This is a genomic window from Tabrizicola piscis, assembly GCF_003940805.1.
In the GTDB taxonomy this organism is placed as follows: domain Bacteria; phylum Pseudomonadota; class Alphaproteobacteria; order Rhodobacterales; family Rhodobacteraceae; genus Tabrizicola; species Tabrizicola piscis.
In genome coordinates this window covers 3,065,810-3,087,696 of the sequence record NZ_CP034328.1, presented here as the reverse complement: position 1 = coordinate 3,087,696, position 21,887 = coordinate 3,065,810, and the positions used below count along the sequence as shown (strand labels likewise).

17 protein-coding genes are annotated in these 21,887 nt (G+C 62.3%); 3 read left to right on the top strand and 14 right to left on the bottom strand.

Going from position 1 to position 21,887, the window contains the following annotated elements:
- Positions 1-24: 24 nt before the first annotated feature.
- From EI545_RS14960 to EI545_RS14940, 5 genes are all read right to left on the bottom strand, one after another.
- Positions 25-1,302, bottom strand: a complete 1,278-nt coding sequence (locus EI545_RS14960; protein WP_125326212.1) for a TRAP transporter large permease — start codon at positions 1,300-1,302, stop codon at positions 25-27.
- Positions 1,303-1,336: 34 nt separating this feature from the next.
- Positions 1,337-1,912, bottom strand: coding sequence for a TRAP transporter small permease (locus EI545_RS14955; RefSeq protein WP_125326211.1), 576 nt, complete (start codon positions 1,910-1,912; stop codon positions 1,337-1,339).
- Positions 1,913-2,002: 90 nt separating this feature from the next.
- The gene (locus EI545_RS14950) at positions 2,003-2,995 is read right to left on the bottom strand and encodes a TRAP transporter substrate-binding protein (protein WP_125326210.1); all 993 of its coding nucleotides are present in this window, start codon (positions 2,993-2,995) and stop codon (positions 2,003-2,005) included.
- Positions 2,996-3,083: 88 nt separating this feature from the next.
- On the bottom strand, positions 3,084-4,181 hold the full coding sequence (locus EI545_RS14945) for a mandelate racemase/muconate lactonizing enzyme family protein (protein ID WP_125326209.1): 1,098 nt from the start codon (positions 4,179-4,181) through the stop codon (positions 3,084-3,086).
- A gap of 34 nt (positions 4,182-4,215) precedes the next feature.
- Complete coding sequence (locus tag EI545_RS14940) at positions 4,216-5,406, bottom strand: pyridoxal-phosphate-dependent aminotransferase family protein (protein ID WP_125326208.1); 1,191 nt, start codon at positions 5,404-5,406, stop codon at positions 4,216-4,218.
- Between the two features lie 283 nt (positions 5,407-5,689).
- Here EI545_RS14940 and EI545_RS14935 point away from each other — a divergent pair, with 283 nt between their 5' ends.
- The 3 genes from EI545_RS14935 (at position 5,690) to EI545_RS14925 (ending at position 10,788) form a co-directional block, all read left to right on the top strand.
- The gene (locus EI545_RS14935) at positions 5,690-8,452 is read left to right on the top strand and encodes an FAD-binding and (Fe-S)-binding domain-containing protein (protein WP_125326207.1); all 2,763 of its coding nucleotides are present in this window, start codon (positions 5,690-5,692) and stop codon (positions 8,450-8,452) included.
- Between the two features lie 282 nt (positions 8,453-8,734).
- Positions 8,735-9,988: an FAD-dependent oxidoreductase gene (locus EI545_RS14930; protein WP_125326206.1), complete on the top strand. Its 1,254-nt coding sequence runs from the start codon at positions 8,735-8,737 to the stop codon at positions 9,986-9,988.
- Positions 9,985-10,788, top strand: coding sequence for a glycosyltransferase family 2 protein (locus tag EI545_RS14925; protein WP_164517312.1), 804 nt, complete (start codon positions 9,985-9,987; stop codon positions 10,786-10,788). The genes EI545_RS14930 and EI545_RS14925 overlap by 4 nt, the downstream gene beginning before the upstream one ends.
- Here the strand turns inward: EI545_RS14925 and EI545_RS14920 are convergent.
- The 9 genes from EI545_RS14920 to EI545_RS14880 all read right to left on the bottom strand — a co-directional run bounded on the left by EI545_RS14920 (position 10,785) and on the right by EI545_RS14880 (position 21,864).
- Complete coding sequence (locus tag EI545_RS14920) at positions 10,785-11,597, bottom strand: sulfotransferase (RefSeq protein ID WP_164517311.1); 813 nt, start codon at positions 11,595-11,597, stop codon at positions 10,785-10,787. The genes EI545_RS14925 and EI545_RS14920 overlap by 4 nt on opposite strands.
- A gap of 52 nt (positions 11,598-11,649) precedes the next feature.
- A complete protein-coding gene (locus EI545_RS14915) occupies positions 11,650-12,723 on the bottom strand; it encodes a hypothetical protein (protein ID WP_125326203.1) in 1,074 nt (357 codons plus the stop codon).
- The gene (locus EI545_RS14910) at positions 12,720-13,856 is read right to left on the bottom strand and encodes a hypothetical protein (RefSeq protein WP_125326202.1); all 1,137 of its coding nucleotides are present in this window, start codon (positions 13,854-13,856) and stop codon (positions 12,720-12,722) included. The genes EI545_RS14915 and EI545_RS14910 overlap by 4 nt, the downstream gene beginning before the upstream one ends.
- Before the next feature lie 365 nt (positions 13,857-14,221).
- Positions 14,222-15,988 carry an IlvD/Edd family dehydratase gene (locus tag EI545_RS14905; RefSeq protein ID WP_125326201.1) on the bottom strand — a complete coding sequence of 589 codons (1,767 nt, stop codon included), beginning with the start codon at positions 15,986-15,988 and terminating at the stop codon, positions 14,222-14,224.
- Positions 15,985-17,148 (bottom strand): fumarylacetoacetate hydrolase family protein, encoded by a 1,164-nt coding sequence (locus tag EI545_RS14900; protein ID WP_125326200.1) that lies wholly within the window; start codon positions 17,146-17,148, stop codon positions 15,985-15,987. Before EI545_RS14900 ends, EI545_RS14905 begins: the two co-directional genes overlap by 4 nt.
- Before the next feature lie 9 nt (positions 17,149-17,157).
- Positions 17,158-18,105 carry an ABC transporter permease gene (locus tag EI545_RS14895; protein ID WP_125326199.1) on the bottom strand — a complete coding sequence of 316 codons (948 nt, stop codon included), beginning with the start codon at positions 18,103-18,105 and terminating at the stop codon, positions 17,158-17,160.
- Positions 18,102-19,133: an ABC transporter permease gene (locus EI545_RS14890; RefSeq protein ID WP_125327568.1), complete on the bottom strand. Its 1,032-nt coding sequence runs from the start codon at positions 19,131-19,133 to the stop codon at positions 18,102-18,104. The genes EI545_RS14895 and EI545_RS14890 overlap by 4 nt, the downstream gene beginning before the upstream one ends.
- Complete coding sequence (locus EI545_RS14885) at positions 19,133-20,641, bottom strand: sugar ABC transporter ATP-binding protein (RefSeq protein WP_125326198.1); 1,509 nt, start codon at positions 20,639-20,641, stop codon at positions 19,133-19,135. Before EI545_RS14885 ends, EI545_RS14890 begins: the two co-directional genes overlap by 1 nt.
- A 59-nt stretch (positions 20,642-20,700) precedes the next feature.
- Complete coding sequence (locus EI545_RS14880; protein ID WP_245990071.1) at positions 20,701-21,864, bottom strand: sugar ABC transporter substrate-binding protein; 1,164 nt, start codon at positions 21,862-21,864, stop codon at positions 20,701-20,703.
- Between the last annotated feature and the right edge of the window lie 23 nt (positions 21,865-21,887).

Below are 21,887 nucleotides of genomic sequence, written 5' to 3'. Positions count from 1 at the left end.
AAGTTTTTGGGTGTGCCCGGCGGGTCATCGCATCAGCGATGGCAGCCACGTCGCAAGTTCGGGAACCGCCATCAGAACGATGGTGAAGCCCAGAATGGCAAGCAGGAACGGCATGTTTGCCGCAAAGATCTTCAGCTGGTCCGTTCGGGCAATGCGTCCCGTGATGATCAGCGCGATGGCCATGGGCGGCGTCAACTGCCCGATCACCACGGCCATCACCATCAGCACGCCGAAATGCAGCAGATCGACATCATGGATCAGCAGGGCTGGCAAGATCACCGGCACCAGAACCGGGATCAGCGGGTCAAGGAACATGCCCGCGATGATCGCCAGAACCATCAGGATCAGCAGCCGCATGAACATGCTGTCACCGGGTGTGAACACGTCGATCATCCCGGCCAGCGCCTGTGGCACCTGGGCGCTGGACAGGCTTGCCCCCAGCGCGAATGACAGGCTGACGATGATCAACAGTTCCCCCGTCATCATCAGCGAGGTGACGAAGACCCGATAGAGGCCGCGAAGGTCCAGCGTCCTGTAGATCGCCATCGACAGGAAGATGGCATAGATCACCGCGAAGGCGCCGCCTTCGGACGGCGTGAACACCCCGAAAACCAGCCCGCCGACAATGATTCCCGGCATCCCGAAGGCCAAAAGCGCGCGCTTGCCGGTCCGGATGATTTCGTTCACCGACAGGTTGCCGTGGCGTTTCCACCCGCGCCAGGCCGCCAGAATGGCGATCTGGACCATGAAGGTCACACCCAGAAGAATTCCCGGAATCAGCCCCGCCAGAAACAGCGCGCCAAGCGACGTACCTGTCACCGCCGAATAGAGGATCATCGGGGAAGACGGCGGGATCAGCGGCCCGATGCCCGACGAGGACGCGCTGATGGCTGCCGAAATTTCGGGGGAATAGCCCTCTTTTTCCATCGCGGGGATGAGGATGGACCCGGACCCCGCAAGGTCTGCCGTCGATGACCCGATCATGCCGCCAAAGAACATGCTGGTGAGCACATTCACTTGCGCCAGACCGCCGCGCATCCAGCCGACAAGTGCGCGGGCGAAATCGAACAGCCTGCCCGAAATGCCGCCCGCGTTCATCACGGTGCCTGCCAGCACGAACAAAGGAAGCGCGATCAGCGTGAACTGGCTGACCCCGGACACCATGGTCTGCGGGACCATGATGCTCCATTGTCCTGACAGAACGAAGTTCATGGCCACCGCCAGAAGCAGGGCCGCCACCATCGGTGTCCCGAGGATCAGAAGAACCAGCAGTACAACGATGGACAGGATTGGAATGGTCACAGGGCGACTCCGGTTGCGATGATGTGCCTGAGGGTCAGCGTGTCGGTGTCTTGCCACGAGAAGAACGCAGCTCTTCGATCATGAGCAGCAGGTAGGCCAGCGCCGCCAGCGCTGGGCCAATCAGAAGCGCGGCCTGGAACCAGCCCTTCTGGATCTGCAAATAGATTGTCCTGTCGCCTCCAAAAAGCTGGATGTATTGGAAGGCCGCCACGGCAAGCCACATGAACGCCCCGGCCGCAAGCAGTTCAGTGACGCAGTACAAGATCCGGCGCGGTCCATCCGGCAGCTTTGCCGACAGAAACTCGATCCGGATGATCTGGCGGCGGCGGATCGACAGGAACATGCCCAGCATGCCAAGCCACGGCAGAAGGGACAGGACGAGTTCGTCGCTCCACACCAAGGCACTGTTCATGATGTAACGCGTTGCGGCATTGCCGAAGACCAAGACGACAATTGTTGCCAGAACAGTGACGCCGGCCACCTCGGCAACCTTGTTGATGGCCCGGTCAACCCGGCCTTTGCCTGCGTCGTGGTCCATGAAATCGACCGCACGGCTGGCGGCATCAACCTTGTTGGCAAGGTCGTCATCAGACTGGGGGGGCTGGGGCATGCGGTCTCGCCTTGGCTGAAGGATCGATCGGGCAGTGCATGAAACGGCTCCCTGCGCCAGCGAAGGCCGGCGCAGGGAACTGCTACCGTCTTACTTGGCTGCGGCCGCCACGACTTGCGCAGCGAAGTCCGATCCCGCCATTTCGCCAACGGCTGTCCAGATCGGACCGGCGGCCTCCTTGAAGGCGGCAAGGTCGATGTCGTTCACCGCCATGCTAGCGCCAAGTTCGGTCAGAAGGGCCGCATCCGCTTCGGTTCCCAGCTGGCGCGTGTATTCCGCCGCTTCCTGCGCCGCCGCCTTCACGGCTTCACGTTGATCATCCGTCAGCGAGTCATACTTCGCGGCATTCATCACCAGCGTGACCGGGGAATAGACATGGCGCGAGATCGACAGGTACTTCTGCACTTCGAAGAATGACCGGTTCTTGATCGCGACAAGCGGGTTCTCCTGCCCATCCACCGTGCCTTGCTGCAGGCCCAGATAGAGTTCGCCCATGTTCATCGACACCGGCTCTGCGCCGAAGGTTTGGAAGGCCAGAATGCGCGCCTTGCTGCCCGGCACGCGCAGCTTTACGCCGGCAAGGTCGGCCGGCACCACGATCGGGCGCACGTTGTTGGTGATGTTGCGAAAGCCAAGCTCGCCAAAGGCCAGAACCTCGACCCCTGCAGAGGCACGCATCGATTCACGCATTGCCTGCCCGATTTCGCCGTCCAGTAGCTTGGCGACGGTTTCGCGGTCGCTGAGAAGGAAGGGCATGTCAAAGATCGCCCATTTGGAATCAAGCGACACCGCGTCCGAGCCCATCGGATAGACGTCGATCTGTCCGGTACGGATCATCTGCATGTGAACTTCTTCGTTCCCCAGCGCCTGGGTGTGGAAGAGCTCGTGGTCAAAGGCGTCGCCAAGAGCGGTCTCCAGATTCTGGGCGAACCGTTCGGCCATCTGCAGGTCAAGGCCTGTCATCGGGTTTTCGCCCGATATCCGCAGCGAAAGCGTTTGCGCCAGGACCGTTCCGGGCAATGCAACACAGGCCGCCAGTGCAAAGGCACCGGCCGCAAATTTCAGGCTATTGAACATTGTCATCGAGTTCTCCTCCATTTGCTTGGTGTGCTTTTTATGTCCGCCCTGAAGTGCCACCACCTTCAGGAGCAGTTGAAGTCCGCAGCCGCCCCTAGGTGGAGCGGAGCGTGTCACGCATTGCGTCACGGTTCAGCGTGACACCGAAACCTGGGGCATCGGGCACAGCCATTCGGCCATCCTGAACATGGGGAACCGACACGAAAATCCGGCGCTCCACCTGATCGACGCCCAGATGGGATTCAACCAGCGTCCCGTTGCGAAAGCCCGCCACATGATGCAGCGAGAAAATCCCGCCTCCACCTGCATCCGAAAGCGGCCGGTTGTAGATCTGAGCCAGATAGGCGACCCGTCGCGTTTCGGTCAGGCCGCCGTTGTAAAGGCTGTTGGGCATGAAGATGTCGATCGCATCATGCTCGATAAAGGCGCGGAACCGGTCGGAATGCCCGTCCATCTGCCCGGCTGACAGGGGAATAGTGGTGCGACGGCGCAGCAGGCCCATATCGCGCGGATCATTGCGATGCACAGGGTCTTCAAACCAGGCGATGTCCTGATCTGCCAGCATTGCGCACAGCCGCATCGCATCATCCAGCGACAGGCTTTCGTTGGCGTCGATCGCCAGCGTCACGTCATCGCCAAGCGCGTCTCTTACATGCCGGACCCGGGCTGCGTCTTCGCGGATGCCGCCCTTGGCCACACCGACCAGCATCTTGAACCGCTGATGGCCCTGCGCCTGAAGATCGCGCGCCACGGCGACAAGCTGATCCCGGTCGAAGGCGCCGAAGCCGAAGGTGCAGTAGGCCTCGGCATGGTCGCGGTGCCCGCCCAGAAGCTGTGCCACCGTCCGGCCTGCGTGCTTGCCGATCAGGTCCCACAGCGCAAGGTCTATGCAGGACAGCGCCGACAGGTTGATGCCGATCGTCTGGCCCCGTTCAGATACCAGCGTGTGCAAGCGGGCATGGATCGCCTCAAGATCGCGCGGATCGGCACCCATCACGGCGGGGCCAAGATGCCGCGTCACAGCTGCTGCCACGGCGTGAGGCAGGAAACGCGAGGCCATGCCAATCCCGGTATGGCCGCTATCTGTCTCGATCTCGCAGATGATCCGCACGGAATCGCCCGCAGGCTTTCCTACCAGCGGCAGAACCGTGTCGAACACATGGACGCTGGCGCGGACCTCGACGATCTTCATGGCGCGCGTCTGTCCTGTGACAGCCGGCCGCCGGTCATTCGGCGGCATCCAGCACGGGCGAGCCGTTGCCTGCCAGCGATTGCATGGCCGCGAGTACGCCACCAGTCCGATGCGGAATGCCGCGGGCCGCCAGCCCCATTTCGACACCCGAAATCGTTCCAGTCACCATCAGATCGTGGAAGTCACCCAAGTGACCGATACGGAACACCTGGTCGTTCAGCGGCCCCAGACCGTTACCCAAGGACATGTTGGACCGCGCAAGGATTTCGGCCCGCAGCGCGTCGGCCGAATGACCCTCGGGCAGGCGGACCGCAGTCAGGACGGGCGAATGCTCCGCCTCGACGCGGCATTGGGTTTCGAAACCCCAGTGGCGCACTGCCGCGCGGGTGGCCTCGGCGGCTCGCCGATGGCGGGTGAACACGTTGGCCAACCCTTCGGAGTCCAGCATGTCCAGCGCCACCTTCAGGGCCTGCAGCATGTTGGTTGCTGGGGTGTAGGGGAAATAGCCGCGCGCGTTGGCAGCGATCATGTCCTCCCATTCCCAGAAGGCGCGGGGCAAACGGGCCTTAGCTGCAGCAGTACGCGCTTTTTGCGATACCGCGTTGAACGAAAGGCCCGGCGGCAGCATCAGCCCCTTCTGCGACCCCCCGACAGTGACATCGACGCCCCATTCGTCATGCCGGTATTCCACCGATCCCAAGGACGAGATCGTATCCACCAGCAACAACGCAGGGTGTCCCGCCGCATCCATCGCCCGCCGCAAAGCCGCGATGTCCGACGTGACGCCGGTGGACGTTTCGTTATGGACCACGCAAACCGCCTTGATGGCATGGGCGCGATCTTCGGCCAGTCGCGCGCCGATGCGGTCCGCCTCGACCCCGGAACGCCAGTCGCCGGCCATCACCTCGGCTTCGATCCCAAGCTTGGCCGCCATCTTGCACCATAGCGATGCAAACCATCCAGTTTGATACATCAGTACATGGTCGCCCGGCGACAGCGTGTTGACGAGGGCCGCCTCCCAGGCACCGGTTCCCGAGGCGGGATAGATCACGACGGGCTGCTCGGTCTGGAACACGTTGCGGATGCGCGACAAAACCTCGGCCCCCAATTTGCCGAAGTCAGGGCCGCGGTGGTCGATGGTCGGCATCGCCAGCGCCGACAGGATCGGCAGCGGTGTGTTGGAGGGGCCAGGTATCTGAAGAAAATGCCGTCCGGGGCTGTTCATCCGCTCGATTGCCTTTCGTCTGGCATAACAGTTCGCGTTCTGCGTATTTTATTTGAAACATATTGTATACAATTATGGCAAGTGATTCCTTGAATATGGTCCGTCTGGCTGGAGTGAGCCCTTGAACGAAAAGCCGCAAACAGCGCAGATCCTGCGCCCGTTCACGCCCGCCGCAAATGGACAAGCACTTGCTCAAGACCTGGTCGGACGACTGAAGGGCGGGGTTGCGGCAGACCCGCATTCACGGGGCCGATATGCAACGGATGCCTCAATCTATCAGATCATGCCGGCCGCCGTCGCCTTTCCCAAAGACCGCGAGGACGTGCAGGTAGCGCTGGATGTGGCGGCCCGCCATGGCGTGCCCGTCATCGCGCGGGGCGCAGGCACATCGCAAAACGGCCAGCCCATCGGGCCCGGCCTCGTGCTGGATTTCAGCCGTCATTACAATGCCGTGCTAGATGTCGACGCTGACGCAATGACAGCGACGGTCGAGCCGGGCGTTGTGCTGGAGCGGCTGAACACCCGGTTGCGCGCGCAAGGACTGTTCTTCCCGGTCGAGCCGTCCACCGCCAGCCGCTGCACGATTGGGGGCATGACGGGCAACAATTCTTGCGGTGCGCGGTCGCTGGCCTATGGCAAGATGGTGGACAACGTCATCGCCGTCGAGGCGCTGTTTGCCGATGGAACGCCGTTCCGGTTCCAAACTGGCGCCGATACCGAACGGTCATGGGCGCTCGTGCATGAAATGCGCAGCCTTGCCGAACGTCTGCGCCCCGAGATCGAGGCGCGGTTTCCCAAGGTGCAGCGCCGGGTTGGTGGCTACAACCTGGACCAGCTGCTGCTGACCAATCCGCATGACGCGGGCCTGCTGGTCGGGTCGGAAGGGACCTTGGCCTTGTCCACGGCGATCACGCTGAAATTGTCGCGGCTGCCGACCCATCGCGTGATGGGCATCTGCCATTTCCCGTCCTTTCGTGCCGCGATGGAGACCACACGCCATCTGGTTGATCTACGCCCGACGGCGGTAGAGCTTGTGGACAACAACGTGCTGACCCTTGGCGCCGACATGCCACTGTTTCGGCGCACGCTGGACAGAATAACGAAAGGGCGGCCTGATTGCCTGCTGCTGGTCGAATTCGCCGGTGATGCGGCTGCACCGCTGCTTCAGGACCTCACCCGGCTAGAAGCCTGCATGGCCGACCACGGCTATCCCGATGCCATCGTCTCCGTCTCTGACCCCGCCATGCAGCGCGAGGTCTGGGAGATGCGCGAGGCCTGTCTGAACATCATGATGTCGGCCCGCGGCGATGCAAAGGCAGTCAGCTTCATCGAGGATTGCGCCGTTCCGCTGGAGCACTTGGCCGACTACACCGACGCGATCACCGCGCTGTTCGACCGGCACGGCACGCGTGGCACCTGGTACGCCCATGCCTCGGTCGGTTGCCTGCACGTTCGCCCGATCCTGAACATGAAGGACCCGCGCGGCCTTGCCACGATGCGCGCGATTGCCGAAGAAGCCTGCGATCTGGTCAAGAAGTTCAAAGGGTCCCACTCCGGCGAGCACGGTGATGGAATTTCCCGGTCCGAGTTTCATGCGCGCATGTTCGGAGACCGGCTGGTCCGCGGGTTTGAGGCAGTCAAGGACGGGTTTGACCCCAGGGGCCATTTGAACCCCGGCAAGATCGTGCGCCCTTACCGGATGGACGACCCTGCCCTGATGCGCTTTGGCCCCGGATATGCGATCACCCAACCCGCAAGAACGGCATTAGATTGGGGCGATCCGGCCAGCGGTGGCTTTGGCGGCGCGGTCGAGATGTGCAACAACAACGGGACCTGCCGCAAGCTGGTAGGCGGCGGAATGTGCCCCAGCTACCGCGTCACGCGTGACGAACAGCACCTGACGCGCGGTCGGGCAAATACGTTGCGGCTCGCGATCTCAGGGCAGCTTGGTCCCGATGCGATCAGTTCGCCTGAGCTGAAGGAAAGCATGGCGCTGTGTGTGGGATGCAAGGCCTGCCGCCACGAATGCCCGACCGGCGTCGACATGGCAAAGATGAAGATCGAGGTTCTTCATCATCATCACTCACGCCACGGACTGCCGCTGCGCGATCGTCTGGTCGCGTTTCTGCCGCGCTACGCGCCGGTCGTCGCACGGCTGCGCTGGCTGGCAAACCTGCGTGACCGCGTGCCGGGTCTGGCTTGGGCCAGTGACCGGATGCTGGGCCTTTCAGCGCGGCGCGCGCTGCCGGTCTGGACGGCCCCGTGGCAGGACCCCGGCCCCGTCGCAACACCAACGGATGTGCTGGGCGACGGTCTGGACATCGTGTTGTTCGGCGACACGTTCAACCGCTATTTCGAGCCGGGCAATCTGGCTGCGGCGACCCGCGTTCTGCTGGCGGCAGGTTACCGGCTGCATCATGTGGGACCGCCAACACCCCGCCCGCTGTGCTGCGGGCGCACCTTTTTGGCGTCGGGGCAGGTCGACCAAGCTCGGGCCGAGGCTGAGCGTCTGGTTTCAGCTCTGGATCCCTTCGTGGCACGCGGGTCAAGGATCGTGGGCCTTGAACCATCATGCCTCCTGACCTTAAGGGATGAACTGCTGTCGGTCCTGCCGGGCGATGCTGCGCGGCGGATCGCAGGGTCTGCACTTCTGGTCGAAGAGCTTCTCGCGGCTGACCTTTCGGCAGGCCGCATCACGCTGCCTTTGCGCGACCTTGGCCCGAAGGTTGCCCATCTGCACGGCCACTGCCACCAGAAAGCCTTTGGTGCCATGGGCTCGGTCGCAGCCATCCTTGCCCACGTTCCCGGGCTGGAGGTGCGGACGATCGACTCTGCCTGTTGCGGCATGGCTGGCGCGTTCGGGCACCAGTCCGAAAGCTATGACGTTTCGGTCGCAATGGCGGAACTGTCTCTGCTGCCTACCCTCAGAAAGGCTCAGGCTGACGATGTGATCCTTGCCGACGGCACCAGTTGCAGGAAGCAAATCGTCGACGGTACCGGCCGTGATGCAAGGCACGTCGTGCAGTTGCTGTCAGAACATTTGTGACGACCGTCAGGTGAGGTGCCGATTTTGCGGCCCACGGATATGGGCCACGGGGCGGCGGCGATCACGCCGCCCCGGTTGATCATCCTGATGGTCCAGTTGGGGCCAGCGGTGGGCGTACCGGTGGCAGCGCTTTCTGCGCGTCTTGAACCGATGATCTGGCGATCCACGCCGGCATGGTCGCCCAACGCAACAGTCGTCTCGGCTCAAATCATCGCTTGCATGAACGCAGTCGCCCCCGCATGACTGAGGCCTTCGTACCGGCTGACCGATTTTGGCAAAGCAATGGCCTTTCATACCCGCTTTTATGATGAAATCCTGGTGTTGGGAGGAGGATCTGCCGGACTGTGCACTGCATTGGCACTGGCCGCCGCAGGGCAGCGCGTCACGTTGCTTGAACGCGACACGGTTCTGTTCAACCGTGCCAGCTTGCGGAATGAGGGCAAGATACACCTCGGCCTGATCTATGCAGCCGAAAGCGGGCGGGCGACGGCCGATCTGCAATTGCGCGGTGCCCTTTGCTTTGATCGGCTCCTTTCGCAATGGACCAAAGGCGCAAGTCAGGCGATGCGGGTTTCGTCCACCTTTCGCTATCTTGTGGATCGCAGCTCTCTCCGTACGCCGGAGCAGCTGGAAGAGCACTACGACCACGTCGAGGCGCGATGCCGCGAGGCCTTCGCGCAGGACCCTGGACTACGTTACCTGGGGGCAAAGCCTGATCGACTATGGCAGCGCATGCCGGAAACAGAAGTTCGGCGCTGGTTCACTCCGGAAAGGTTTCTGGCCGGGTTTCGGACCGAAGAGCGCGCCATTGACCCGGCCGAGATGGCAGAAGTGCTGATCGCGGCCGTTCTGATCTATCCGAATCTGGTGGTGCGGACCGGGCACCATGTCCGCACGGTGCGGCGCGGACCAGCCGGCTTTGTCCTTGAAGGCAGCGGTCCCGATGGGACATGGCAAGCAGAGGCGGGACAGGTGATAAATGCAACCTGGGATGACCTGTATCGCCTTGATCTTGAGGCCGGGCTGAAGCCACCAAAGGGATGGCTGATGCGGATGAAGTATCGTGTTCTGGCCCACCTGCCCGAAAGCCTTGCCGATGCGCCATCGACGACACTGGTCCTGGGGCCCTTTGGCGACGTGGTGGTAAGACCTGACCGCAAGGCATATCTGTCCTGGTATCCCACCGGGCTGCGGGGCTGGAGCCATGATCTGCAAACGCCACCAGATTGGGATGCGCCCTGCGCGGGGCTGGAAGAGCCAGCCCGCGCTGCAGTCATCGCAGACGAGGTCTTGACGCACATTGATGCCTGGATGCCGGGCATCGGGCGTTCGATCCCCTATCAGGTAGACGCCGGCGCCATTCTTGCGCATGGTAAGACCGATGTGGATGACCCGCAAAGCGGGCTGCATGGCAGGATGGACAGCGGTGTGACCTCGCTTGATGGCTGGCATTCGCTCAACCCTGGCAAGCTGACGACTGCGCCGCTCTTCGCTGCTGAAGCGGCAGCCGTTGTCACGAATGGAGCATGGGCATGACGGACAAGCCGCTTGTAACCGCGATCCTGCCAAGCTGGAACGCTGCAGGCTTCATCCACGGCACCTTGGCCAGTCTGGATGCCCAAACGTATGAAGCGATCGAAATCCTGGTCGGTGATGACGCCTCATCCGATGAGACGCCGGCAATCCTGCGCGACTGGGCTGCTAGCCGTCCACATGTCAGGCTGATCCTGCGCGAAAAGAATCTGGGATGGGTGGGCAATTGCAATGACCTGATGGCGCAAGCGCGCGGGGAATACATGTTCTTCGCATTTCACGATGACGAATTGGACCCCGATTATGTCGCATCGCTGACTCAGGCCTTGCAGGGCGATCCTGAAGCCATGTTGGCCTATGGGTACATGCGATGGATCGAAGCCGACGGGACAGAGCGTTTGCTCAATGGACGCAGGACCGGATTGCAGTCAACCGCATACAGCCGCGCCAAGGCAATGATCATGGGAACCTGGCAATGGCATGTGCCAAACCATGGGCTGTTCCGCGCATCGGCCTTTTCCCGGATCGGCGGGATGAAGCGAAACGAGGCAGGCGAATTCAGCGCCGATTTCCCGTGGATCTTGCACATGTTGCTGCTTGGGCGTTTTGTGCGCATTCCACGACCGATTTGCACCAAGCGGATGCGTGGCGGCAACCTGTCGCGAAGCTGGGAGCGCGATGCGGCGGCCCACATCGCGCGCGACCGCGCGGCCCGGCGCGAGATCAATGCCTCGGACTTGCCGTTCTGGCAAAGGTTGAAGCTTGGCTGGCTGATCCGACTGCAGCGCCGCGGGAGGACCTAAGTCCAGCGCCAGCGTTCGGCGCCAGCGGGCAGGTCACGGCGGGCAAGATCGGCGTAGATCGGATCAAGCCGCTCGCGCAACTGGTCATGCTGCGCCTGGGTCAGCTCATCACTTCGCCCCTGATTGACGACCCTGTCTGGCCGTGGCTTGCGGAACGGCAAACCAAGCCAGTCGCAAAGACCTTGCATCGTCTCGTCCTTGAACAAGGTCTCATAGGTCATGACCCTGGTTTTGTCTGCCAAGCCAGCCTGTTCCAGTCTGTCCAAAGTACCCCCGTAGTCCGACCGCAGCCAGATATCCCGACCGGGTTCGATTTCAGCCAGAAAAACGTCGATCGGCACGTCAGGTCGTGTCCGACTACGGACGTGCCGAATATGCGATGCGGCGCGCCGTGCCGGATCGCGCATCAAGAACAGGAAGCGAACATCGCGGGTCAGTCCGGACATCAGTTTCAGAGTGTCCAGCGACAAGTGTGAATAGCTTGGCGAGATTTCTCCGAAATGGGTGTGCCCATTCAGACGTTCGGCGAAATAGGCAAGGTAGGCCTCAGGGTCGTTGATGTGAGCGATTTGGGCCAACGCGCGCAAACGGTCCACAGCTTCCGGCTGGTCAAATGGCCTTGGACGCAGAAGGATCTGATCCATCCTGAGCAGGCGAAACCTTTCATCCCTATGGCGATTGGGATTGTCGCAGAACATGTTGAACACGTTCATTTCTTTGACGGGGGAATGCAGGAAGTTGGGTATCGATCTCAGGTAACCAGACAGCCATGAGGTGCCCGATTTCATCGCACCCAACCCAACCACCATGACGCAATCTCGCGGGTTGGTCTTCTGCCGGGGCAAGAGATTTCTAAGACGCTCAAGCATCGCTGTACCCAAGGCCCAAAATGGCATGCGCCCGTTCACGGTCAGCGGTGTCGAGCCGGGCATCAAGGGCGGCGAGGGTCAGGAAAATGGCCTGGTTGCGGCTGTGATAGCGCTTGTGACCTGCGCTCGGCAACTCCAGCTCGCCGCCATCGATGCCCGACGACAGGCGGAACACGGCGGAATTGGCCCGTTTCCAACAGTGACTGTCAGGCAGCGGCGGAAGGGCTGGCAGCCATGGCAAGTCGCTAGAACGGTCCCAAGCGCCCGGCACCCCTATCTGCCTAAGCAATGAAGTCTTGTCCCGCAGGCCGTAGGGATAGGCCATGTCAAAGCGGCCCTTGGCGAGGGACGAAAAGGCAAGCTGCGGTTCCTCATTGCTGTTCGGGTCGGGTCGTGTGGTGAGGGCATTCTCGTTTCGCGACAGCCGCTGCATGGGCAGGCTGATATAGGGCACATAGGGCTGGCTTGTGAGGTCTGCATGCAGGGCCTGGAAGCCCTCTGCGGACAGAAAGCAGCTGCCATCAAGCACCAGTGTCCAGTCGGCGCGGGCCTGGCCCCATTCAAGCGCGGCGTTTCGGCCCCCGTTCACGTCCATCACGTGCCGGATCTTCGACGCCGCCACCCAGAACTGCGCCGCCCATTTCCAGTGTTCGGACTGGTTGGCGTAGTCCTTGGTCATGAAGTAGTCGTCGCCACCAAAGGCCGAAGTGTCGAGCCGCAGCGCAGCATAACCGACTGGATCAAAAGGCAGGGTCAACACATCGTGCCCGGCTTCCCGGACCATGGACTCAGCCCGCGCCAGAACCTCTGCATCCATGATCCGGGTCAGGACGAAGAGCTTTCTGGTGCCGCGGAACGCCGGTTCCCGCGTCAGGACAAATTCAAGGTTCTGCAGCGACTGACCCAACGTGTGCCGTGGCCAAAGATCATTGCCGATCACCCGCGCGATCACGATGGTCGGGTCTTGGGGCGGGCGCATTTCCGAAACGGCAGCCAGCGCCGCGCGATGCTGCGATTTCAGCATCTGGCGAAAAAGGCCGGCCTTCAGCCTTTCGCTCAGCTTCATTGACCGCTCCAGCGGCGCAGGTTCGACATAAACCGATCCAACATCGGGCGGGGGCTTTCACGTTGCGGCATGGCGGCGGCGGCGATGCGGTATTGGGCCAGTACAGGTGTCATTTCAGCCTTCATGGCAGTGTAGTCCACCGTTTCCGGCCAAGAGGAATCCCCTTTGCGGAACAAGCCGTTCGGAAACCATCGTTCTTCCACGGCCCTATTGCTTGCCTCGAAGCGGGCAAGAAAAGCCTCAGCTTCAGCCCGTGGCACGCGTCGGGGTGGGCCTTGCAGGTCTGTCTCGATCCGTTGAAGCAAGGCCCGGTAGGGTTCGTGCCTTGCGCCGCTTGGCCAGCGCACGCTGTGTTCCCGGTTCAACTCGCTAATGACGTACTGCGCAGCGGCCGACAGGGCGGGATTTGCGCGTGGGGCCGGGGCGACGGACGTTCCCGGCGGAAGACCAAGGACCGAGCGGAAGTCTGCGACGACATCCATGGCTGGGCCGATAGGGTCGTAGACACGAACCGAAAGGTCGGCATCGCCAATCGCAAGGAAGCGGGCAAGGGTGCGCTGGTGGTCGAAGTATTCAAGCTCATCCGTCACCACACGTCCCGGGGGCAGGACAAAAAAACTGTTGGCGGAAAGGTCGGACCAGATATCGTCAAACCCGGCATGGCCCGCCCTCAGGGCAGAGCTGTATCGACTGACTGCCAGATCATCTTGTCGCCGCAGATAGATGACGAACTGCAACCGGTCCACGTGCCGACGAACCCATTTGACCAGACGCGCAATCTCGGTCGCGCTGTGCAGTCGGCTTGAGATAAGTTCGCTTGAGATGACAAGCTGCGACCAGCCCTTTGTGCCTGCGATCTCGGCATCAAAGGTGGCGCGGATGTGGTTGCGCCAGCTTTCTTCGGACTGGCCCCTTTGGGACAAAAGGTTGGCCTTGATGTTGTCCACGACCCCATCATCAAGGCAGGCAGCTACCAGCCGAAGATGGTTCGGTGCGCCAATGCTGATCGGAACGAATATCCCTGCCTGCAGAAGGGCGTTCCGTTCCGCGTGCAACCAAGCCTGAATGGCGGTTGATCCCGTCTTTTCAAGCCCGACATGAATGACAGCGCTGCGCTTCATCACGCCAGACATGTTGATGTGAACGGGCGCTGTGGGCCGCCGACAACAGCGAGATGCGGTTTGGCGGCAGTATGCCTAAAACACGCTCGATGTGATTGAGAAAGATTTCCTGCATTAGATGACAGGAAAGGACCCCAGATGAATGAACCCAACGCTTGCTGCGCGGTTGTGGCGATCCTGAAGGGCTTGATGCCGAGGGTCAGTACGGCCTCCTATGGTCCCGGAATTCAGCCTGGGCAGTAATATCTTTGTGATTGAACGGGCGCAACACATCCCAAATGTGGTGCGAAAAGAAACTCTGAAAAGACCGAAGCGGCGTTTTCTCACCACATCACCCTGACTTGCCCGGATCGGGTGGCTGCAAGATCAGCAGGCTGTCAGTGGTTATGTCTGGGCAATCGGGATGCAACCGCGCGGAATCCTTTGGCCGACCGCAGAGTGGCCCCTTCGGACAATTGCTCTACCTCGCGCCGGTAGATCTGCTGCCACGGCGTCTGGCTTTCCGGCGCAGGTTGCGGCGCCTGGGCCTTGCGGGTCTCGATTTCGTCCGCCGTGACCAGCGCGTCACAGCGCCCTTGGCTTAGGTCCACTCGAAGAATATCCCCGGTCCTCAGCCAGGAAAGGCCCCCGCCAGCCGCGCTTTCAGGGGATGCGTGCACAATGGAAGGGCTTGCGGAGGTGCCAGACTGGCGCCCGTCACCAAGGGTTGGCAAGCTGGTGATGCCCCTGCGGATCAGAGCATCCGGTGGCTGCATGTTGACCACTTCCGCCGATCCCGGCCAGCCCAAGGGCCCGGCCCCACGAATGACCAGAATGCAGTCCTCGTCGATCTGCAATCCCGGATCATTGATGCGGGCATGGTAATCCTCGGCCCCGTCAAAGACCACGGCGCGGCCTTCAAAACAGCCCTCCTTTCCGGGCGTAGACAGATAGCGCTGGCGAAACTCGTCAGAAATCACGCTGGTCTTGAGGATCGCGAAGTCGAATAGGTTGCCGGTCAGCACCTGGAACCCGGCCCTATCGCGCAAGGGGTCTGCGAAGGGGCGAATGACCTCGCGGTCGGTCGCCTCGCGCCCGGCAAGGTTTTCGGACATCGTCCGGCCCGTCACCGTGGGGCCGGTTCCGTCAAGCTTGCCGACGGCAAGCAGTTCCCACATCACGGCCGGCACCCCGCCAGCCCGGTGAAAGCGTTCGCCAAGGAAACGGCCTGCCGGCTGGACATCGGCGAGGAGCGGGATGTCGTGGCCGTAGATCTGCCAATCCTGCGGGTCAAGAGTCACCCCGGCATGGACAGCCATGGCCGTCAGATGCGGCTGGGCGTTGGTTGACCCGCCCAAGGCGCTGTTGACGCGGATCGCGTTCAGGAACGCGGCGCGCGTCAGGATGTGCGAGGGGCGGAGGTCCTCGTGCACGATTTCAACTGCGCGACGTCCCGTGCGATAGGCCATCTGCCCGCGCTCGCGGTAGGCCGCGGGGATTGCGGCGCAGCCGGTCAGCGACATGCCCAGCGCTTCGGCCATGGCGTTCATGGTCAAGGCCGTGCCCATCGTGTTGCAATGGCCGACGGACGGCGCGCTGTCCAAAGCCGCCTGCATGAATTCTTCGCGCGTGATCTCGCCTGCGGCAAACTTCTGGCGGCATTGCCAGATCACCGTGCCGGATCCTGCAAGCTCGCCCCGGCTTTGGCTATCCAGCATTGGCCCGCCGGACAGAACGATGGCAGGGATATCGACGGTCGAGGCGGCCATCAGTGCCGCTGGCGTGGTCTTGTCGCAACCGGTTGTCAGGACGACGCCGTCCAGCGGATAGCCATACAGCACCTCGACAAGGCCGAGATAGGCAAGGTTGCGATCCAGTGCCGCGGTGGGGCGGCGACAGTTTTCAAAGATCGGATGCATCGGGAATTCGATCGGGATGCCGCCCGCGTCACGAATGCCGTCCTTTACCCGCTGGGCCAGTTCCAGATGATGCCGGTTGCAGGGTGAAAGATCGCTGCCCGATTGTGCGATGCCGATGATCGGGCGGCCCTCACGCAGTTCCTCAGGGGTGAGGCCATAGTTCATGAACCGCTCAAGATACAGCGCGGCAAGGTCGACGTGGTCGGAGTTGTCGAACCAGTCCTGGCTGCGAAGGCGGCGCGTCATGCCAGCGCTCCGCGTGCGGCCAGGTTGGCCATCAACGCGCGGGTGCCGAACGTCCATGGCGCGATTTCATCGCAAGGCTGCACCGTGTTGATCAGCTGCCCCAGCGCATCCGATGCAATGGTCACCCGATCCCCCCAGTGATGCGTGAAGCCCTGACCCGGTCCGTCCCGGTCCTTGGTCGGGGCGAACATCGTGCCAAGGTAAAGCATGAACCCGTCCGGATACTGGTGGCTTCGGTTCAGCGTCTGCGCCACGATCTGGGTGGGCGGGCGCGAGATCTGGCCCATGTCGGAATGGTCCGATAGAAGAAACCCATCCTCGCCCTGCACCTCTAGCCGGACGTGCAACCGCTCCACTGCCGCAAGATCAAAGCCAGAGTCAAACAGCCGGATGAACGGCCCGATTGCTGCCGATGCATTGTTGTCCTTGGCCTTGCCAAGCAGCAGCGCCGACCGTCCCTCGACATCGCGCAGGTTCACGTCATTGCCCAAGGTCGCGCCGCAAATGCGACCCGTGGAATTTACCGCCAGCACCACCTCCGGCTCGGGGTTATTCCAGGCCGAGGCACGGTGCACGCCGATATCCGCCCCGCACCCCACAGCGGCCATAGGCGGAGCCTTGGTGAAGACCTCGGCATCCGGGCCGATTCCGACTTCCAGATACTGCGACCACATTCCTGCCGCCTGCAGCCGGGCCTTCACCGCCGCCGCAGCCTCGGACCCCGGGCGCACGCCGCGCAGACTGCCGCCCAGCATGTCCGCAAGGTCTGCTCGTATGGCCTCGGCGCGGGCGGGGTCGCCCTTGGCGCGCTCCTCGATCACCCTTTCGATCATCGACCCGGCAAAGGTCACACCGGCAGCCTTGATCGCCTGCAGATCGCAAGGCGCCAGAAGCCTGCCAGAACGCCCGGTGCCATCGCCAAGATCAAGGAAGGCGTCCAGCGGGCCGAGGTGGGGATGATCGCCCGCAAGCACCATTGCCAGATCTTCGCGCTCCAGTAGTCCCGACATCGTCGGCGACACGGCGGTCAGGTCATGAAGCTCGCCGTCGCGGCACAGCACGGGGCACGGTCCGCCCAAAGCATCGGACCAGACCCGGCCCACAAGCAGGGCATCCCGGTCTTCAGGCAGAATGTCGGTGGCAGAAAGCTGAAGCGGCATGTGTTTTCCCTATTGGCCGGTTTCGCGGTCGCCCCGGCCGTAGATCAAAAGCATGACAATGATGACGGTGCCATAGATGATCTGACGCAACGCCTCGGGCATCTGCATGATCGAGAGGACAGAGTTCAGCAGGACGATAAGGATCACTCCGATCAGGGTGCCGACATACCGGCCACTGCCACCAAGGACATTGGTCCCGCCCAGCACCACTGCGGCAATTGCGGGCAGCAGGTAGGCGTTTCCCATCCCCTGATAGGCCTTGGCCGAGTACCCTGCCAGCAGCGCCCCGGCCAGTGCCGCGCAGACCGAGGATGCGACAAAGGCACCGACGATGACGGGACGGGTACGGATGCCCGAAAGATAAGCCGCCCGCTCGCGGGTTCCGATGGCATAGACCGCCCGGCCAAAGCTGGTGCGGGCAAGCAGGAAGGCGACCACGATCGACACGCCCGCCCAGACGTAAAGCGCCAGCGGAATGCCAAGGAAGCGATCCTTCGCCAGCGCCAACATCAGCGGCGTGGCCTGATCCTGCGGCGCAAAGCCCCCGGTCTGAGCGACCGTCACCCCTCGCAGCACTGTGTCCATCCCCAGCGTGAAGATCATGGACGGAACGCGCAGGATGGCCACCCCTGCCCCGTTCAACAGCCCAACGCACAGGCCAAAGGCCAGCGCCGCCGGAATGGCCGTCGGCCCGCCAATGGCCGTCCCGATCATTGCGGCCCCAGTCAGCGTGGCGGGAATCGACAAGTCGATATGCCCGGTCAGGATCACAACCATCAAGCCCGCAGCACAGATGCCAAGGAACGACCCGATCTGCAGTTGCTGCAAAAGGTAGGTCGGCTGCAACAAGGGCGCGGTGCCATTCGTCGTGAGCGTATATCCGGTTCCGACTGCCAGGATGACCAGCGTGAAACCCAGCGCGATCATGAGCGGCTTGTCTTCGCGTGCAACCCTCATCGGAACAGCTCCAGCCGGTTCTTGACCGAAAAGGTCCGCCACGCGCCGATGCTGACGGCAATCAGCAGGACCAGCCCTTCGATCAGCGGTTGCAGCAGCGGTTCAATGTCGAGGATGCGGAAGTAGAACGAGATCACTCGCAGGATCAGCGCGCCGACGATGGACGCAATAGCCCCACCGATCCCCCCGGCCAGCGCCGTCCCCCCCAGAACCACCGCAGCGATGGAGTTCAGCGTATAGGCCCCGGCCTGTACCGTATCGGCATTCCCGGTCGAGGTTTGAAGCGCAAGGTAAAGCCCCGCGCAGGCGGAAAAGAACCCCGCCAGCGTGAAGGCCGCCAGCTTGGCCCGGTTGATCGGCAGGCCCGAGACATAGGCCGCCCCTTCCGCAGACCCGATGGCATAGATCGTGCGGCCCGTGACTGTCCGCTTGAAGGGCAGCCAGACAAGAAGGGCGACACCGATCAACAGGATCAACGGCACGGGAATGTTGGCGAAGGGTGCCAGCCACCACGCCTCGCCCCCGTCTGCCAGCCCGTAGGTATCGGCGAAATCCCAGACAGTATTCGTCATGGCCCAGCCCAGGTCGCCATCCACGTCGCCGCCCGGCAGTGGCCGCAGCAGCAGCGCAAGGCCGATGGCAACGGCTCCGGTCGCAAGTGTCGCGATGATGGGCTGCAGGCGGCCATAGACCACGATCAGCCCATTCAGCAGGCCGAACGCGGTACCGACCGCCAGCGTGGCAAGGATACCAAGCGAGATGTCCAGCCCCGACCCGGTCAGAAGGTAGGACGCAACGCAGGCCGACAGCGTCATCACCGCGCCGACTGACAGGTCAAGCCCCCGCATCAGGACAGGTACGGTCTGTGCCATGGCAACAAAGGCGATGGCCACCGATTCATTGGCATTCTGAACAAGGACGGCCGACGAAAACCCCCGTGGATGCAGAATGTTGTAAATGACGAACAGCACGACAAACAGCGATACCGCCCCCGCAAACCCCCGGTTCTGGTTGACAAGCCGCAACATCACGCCGCGGTCCCGAGGTTCAGCGAGGCGCCGATGATGGCTTCTTCGGTGATAGCCGGGCCCTCCAACTCGCGCACCACCTGACCGTCATAAAGGACAAGCACCCGGTCAGCGCAGCCGATCAGTTCGGCATAGTCCGACGAATAGAACAGGATCGATTTGCCGCCATCCGCAAGGTCACGCATCATGCGAAAGATTTCCTGCTTGGTGCCGATGTCGATGCCTCGCGTCGGGTCATTCATCAGGATGATGTCGGGATCGGTCATCAGCCACTTGGCGATGACGACCTTCTGCTGGTTGCCGCCCGACAGGGTGCGCACCGGGTCTTTCGGGTTGCCGACCTTGATCTGAAGCCTGGCGATCCCGTCCTGCACCGCAGCCTCCAGCCGTGCCGCGTCGATGATGCCGCCCCGGGTGATGCGGTCGAAGGCAGCGGTCACCAGATTGTCGGCAATGGATAGCGGCAGCATCAACCCTTCGGTCTTGCGGTCTTCGGGGATCAGCGCCACACGCGGATGGCCAGATTTGGCCTCTACCGGTGACCCCGGCAAGCCGCGCCCGCCGATATCGGCCCTGCCGCGCACGCCTTTCAGCACACCGAACAGCGCCAGCAGCAGGTCCTTCTGTCCCTGCCCGTCCAGCCCGCCGATCCCCAGAATCTCGCCCTTGCCCAGCGTCAGGGACACACCTTTCAAAGCGGTCTCCCACGCCAAACCGTCCACGCTCAGCACCGATGGACGCAGTTGCTGCGGGGGTTTCGGCGGGTACTTCGCGGTGACGTCGCGCCCGATCATCAAGCGCACGATTTCACCATCCGTCCGTTCGCCCTTGGCGAAGGTCTCGATATGGCGGCCATTGCGAAAGACGGAAAGCCGGTCGCACAGGGTTTCGACCTCGTGCATCCGGTGACTGATGAAAAGGGTCGTGACGCCTTCGCCCTTCAATTGACCCAGAAGGTCATAGACCGTCTGCACATCCCGCGCGGTCAGGGCCGACGTCGCCTCATCCAGAATCAGAACTTGCGGATGGCGGCCAAGCGCCTTGGCGATTTCCACCATCTGCCGGCGCGACAGGGAGAGGTCACGCACCATGGTGCGGGGATCAACGTCCTCGCAGCGCACGCGGGCCAAAAGCGCCTCAGCCCGGACCAATTGCGCCCGGTGGTCAATCAGGCCGAACCGGCGCGGTGGGTCCGAGATCGAGATGTTGTCAGCCACCGAAAGATCAGGGATCAGAGACAGTTCCTGAAACATGCAGACCACGCCTTGTGCATTGGCCGCTGAAGGGTTCGCAAATCGCACCGGCTTTCCGGCCAGCCGCATTTCGCCCGCGTCAGGGCTGACCACGCCCGCAATGATCTTGATCAGCGTCGATTTGCCTGCACCATTTTCGCCCAGGATTGCATGAACCGACCCGCGCTGCGCCGCAAAGTCCACCGCCTCCAGCGCACGGATTCCGGCGTAGGATTTGGAAACTCCGCTCAGATCGACAATTGGCGTGCTGGTCATGTGTTGCCCCGAAAAAAAGTGGCGGCCCCCTAAGGGAGCAAAGGGACCGCCCGACAACTTCAGTTCAGGTCGGATTCATCCTTGGCCATGATGGCCGGACCCGAGATGTTCACGCCGCAAGGCGGAAACTCGTTGACCGTGAAGAAGTTGTCCGGAAGGTCGGACCAGAAGTTTTTCCCGTCCTCCAGGGTTGTGTAGTCTGCGACCGGCAGCGGCACCGAGATCAACTGCGGCATTGGATTGCCTTCAAGCGCCGAGATCGCCGCCTTCATCGCCACCGCCACAAGCCCCGGCGACTGGCCGATGGAAATGCCCTTCAACCCGTCATCCTTGTACTGGGCAATCGCCTTGCGAAAGCCGTTCTCAGACTCGCCCGCAACCGGAACCCATGGGTGGCCTGCGTCCTTCAGCGCCTGGATCACGCCGTTCGACCCGCCCTGACCCACAATGGCCGCGAACTGGCCGTGCACGGCAATCGCATCGGCCACCACCTTCTGCGTCGTGCCGTCGTCCCAATTGCCGACGACCGAGACCATCTCCCATTTGCCGCCATCAGCGGCGATGACCTCGTTGATCCCGATCGACCGGTCCCGGTCGACCGAGTTGCCCGGCAGGCCCCGCACCTCAAGGATCTTGCCTTCGCTGACACCGGCCGCAGCCAGTTCCTTCATCACGAACTCGGCCCAAGTCCGGCCCATCGCCAGTTGGTCCTCGTTCACCTGCATGACCGCATCGGTGTCGAGCACATTGTCAAACGGCACAAGGACGACGTTGTTCTTGTCAGCCAGCCGGATCACCCGGTCGAACCCGTCAGGCGCAACCGCAATCGTGACGATGGCGTCATAGCCCTGGTTGATGAAATCCTCGATGGCACCCAGTTGCGCTGGCGCGTCGGTACCGGTCGAGACGACCTTGAACTCGGCAATCTTGTCCTTGATCGCCGGATCTTCGGCATAGGCCTTGGCCGTCTTGATCATCTGAATGCGCCATGTGTTGCCAACAAAGCCGTTCACGATGGCGATCTTGAAAGGCCCCTCCTTCGCGGGCCATTGCATATATGTCGTATCCGCCGACCATGGCGCAAAGCACTCAGGCTCTGCCCCGGGTCCAGCCACGATTTCCGGCCCAGCAAGGGCCGCGTTGCCAAATACCAGTGTCGTCGCCAGCAAGGCGGCGCGTACAGGACCAAACTTCATTTCATCCTCCCGGATTATCTGTGACATTTTGAATTGGCGGGGCTTTGCCC